General features: G+C 48.1%; 3 protein-coding genes. 2 read left to right on the top strand and 1 reads right to left on the bottom strand.

The genetic code is table 11. The annotated features are described in order from the left end of the window. Nucleotides 1-496: NAD-dependent DNA ligase LigA (gene ligA / locus NZ772_17740; protein MCS6815398.1), on the top strand; the 496-nt coding region annotated here is incomplete at its 5' end. Nucleotides 497-953: 457 nt separating this feature from the next. On the opposite strand, the gene NZ772_17735 is transcribed toward ligA, so the two are convergent. Next, on the bottom strand, nt 954-1,361 hold the full coding sequence (locus NZ772_17735; protein ID MCS6815397.1) for a response regulator: 408 nt from the start codon (nt 1,359-1,361) through the stop codon (nt 954-956). Nucleotides 1,362-1,629: 268 nt separating this feature from the next. On the opposite strand from NZ772_17735, the gene NZ772_17730 reads away from it, so the two are divergent. After that, complete coding sequence (locus NZ772_17730; protein ID MCS6815396.1) at nt 1,630-1,995, top strand: DUF1830 domain-containing protein; 366 nt, start codon at nt 1,630-1,632, stop codon at nt 1,993-1,995. Nucleotides 1,996-2,215 lie beyond the last annotated feature (220 nt).

Below are 2,215 nucleotides of genomic sequence, written 5' to 3'. Positions count from 1 at the left end.
GGTGCTCTACGGTTTAGGAATTCGACATGTAGGCAGTGTGAATGCCCAGGTGTTGGCAGAACAGTTTCCCACCGTGCAGCAATTGCAACAGGCAGACGAGGCTGCGATCGCCTCTGTCCATGGCATTGGCACAGAAATTGCCACCGCGGTTCACACCTGGTTCCAACAGCCAGCTAATCAGACTCTAATCCGACGGCTGGCAGAAGCGGGGCTGCAACTACATAGCACTGCTACTACAACTGCTAAGACTACTGCCCTGTTGGGCAAAACCTTCGTCCTCACGGGCACATTACCTACCCTCACCCGCGACCAAGCAACTGATCTAATTCAACAGGCTGGTGGCAAGGTTACTAGTTCCGTTAGCAAGAAAACGAGCTACATTGTCGTCGGTGATGATGCAGGATCCAAGCTAGATAAGGCTCGATCGCTAGGCATTCCCGAACTCACAGAAGCTGATTTGTTAGCTCTCGTCAACGATGGGGGCAAAGGGACTTGAACCCTTACGACCTTGCGGTCAACGGATTTTCATTCTCCTGCAACTTTCGTTGCTGTCGATCGCCCTTGCCTACAGCAGGTTGATCCCGACATCGAGAATTGGACTCTCCCTTTACCCTCGGCTAGTTCCCGTTAGGGTAGCTCCCGTCGAGTCTCTGCACCTTCCGACAATTCTGAACCCTAGGGGTTGAGCTAATCAGTAAGCTAGCGTCAACGTGAGCATTCAAAACTGTTCGGCTTGGCTCAGGATTGCCATACTAGATCTTGCAACCTAGCTACAGGTTTCCCTGAGTTTGAGAGCATTCACTTGATGAATTTCTCCACCAAGGCTCAATCTTTTTAAGTCCGTAGCGTCTACCATTCCGCCATGCCCCCGCTACGATGTGTGCTGGCCTGAGTAGCCTGAAGCACAGTTATTCAGTATAACAGGCCTAGCTCTGGTTGCGGCTGACTTTTTATCAAGCCCTATCGACCTGAGACATTGATCGTTGTGACTGCTGTAACAGTTCATTAATCGTGCGTACTAAATCATCGGGACGACAGGGGCGCGTAATGTAAGCATTAGCACCTTGCTTTAAACCCCAATAGCGGTCAAACTCCTGATCTTTAGACGACACCATAACCACAGGCATATCCTGGGTAACAGGATTATCCCTTAGTTTGCGACACAACTCATACCCGTTCATCCGTGGCATCACAATATCCATTAACACAAGCTGAGGAGGGTGATGTTGAATAATGTCCCATGCTTCAAGGCCATCTCGAGCAACCTTGACTTCAAACCCTGATCGGGTTAACAGTTCTGTGTACAGTGCTCGCACAGTTTGACTATCATCCACAATTAAAATCACTGGCTTTACATGCATGACCACAACTGCCTGGCATAGTAATGTCCTGACGATCGCCCCTTTGCAGTGATATTTTGTCAACCCAGACTTATTCACTCGGCGCAATAACTACCCCTCTTTCCAGCAGTTGCCGAGACATTTCCGGAAAGTTTACAAACCACTTCTACGGGCAATAAAGGCACCAACGTTATCAGCAGTTGGTAGTCAAGTTTACAACCGATGGGGATCAGAGAATGTTAGTGTCAAGATGAAGGATATACTCAACAACAGCTCCTCATAGACGGTTATGGCTCAACTACTTGATCCGCTTCCACCGGACAGCAGTGATAGCATCCTTTGCTGCTATGTCAATGCTACCAGTCACATCCAGATTGCACGAATCACGAATGTTCCAAACTGGTATTTCGAGCGAGTTGTGTTTCCAGGTCAGCGGCTAGTCTTCCAAGCTCTATCCACAGCCCAACTCGAAATTCACACTGGCATGATGGCTAGTTCAATTCTGTCAGACACAATTCCCTGCGATCGCCTTTGCGTAGATGAAGACCTAGGTGAATCCATCATATTCGATCCACTGAGGCAGCAATCTTTAGAAAAGCATAATGATGGCTTGCTAGATGATTCTTTCAATGCTGTATTAACTTCCGTAGATTAGGTAGCATAGCATACAGTATGTAGCTGCATTGTTGCGCGAATACCCTAGAAGCTTTATCTAGGGAACGTTCCCTGACTAACGAGTTTATTAAAAAGCCTATACGCCTTATATACTTACACGCCTCACAGACTGAAAGTATTAGCCGATTTGCGCAACAACGCCCTCCTCAGCATTAGGCATCGTAACTAGAGCATCGCCTAGTGCATCCCTCTCCCTTGAT

It is taken from the genome of Cyanobacteriota bacterium, assembly GCA_025054735.1.
GTDB lineage: Bacteria > Cyanobacteriota > Cyanobacteriia > SKYG9 > SKYG9 > SKYG9.
Note: the sequence above shows the minus strand (reverse complement) of the source record. Positions and strands in the feature narration are given on the sequence as shown.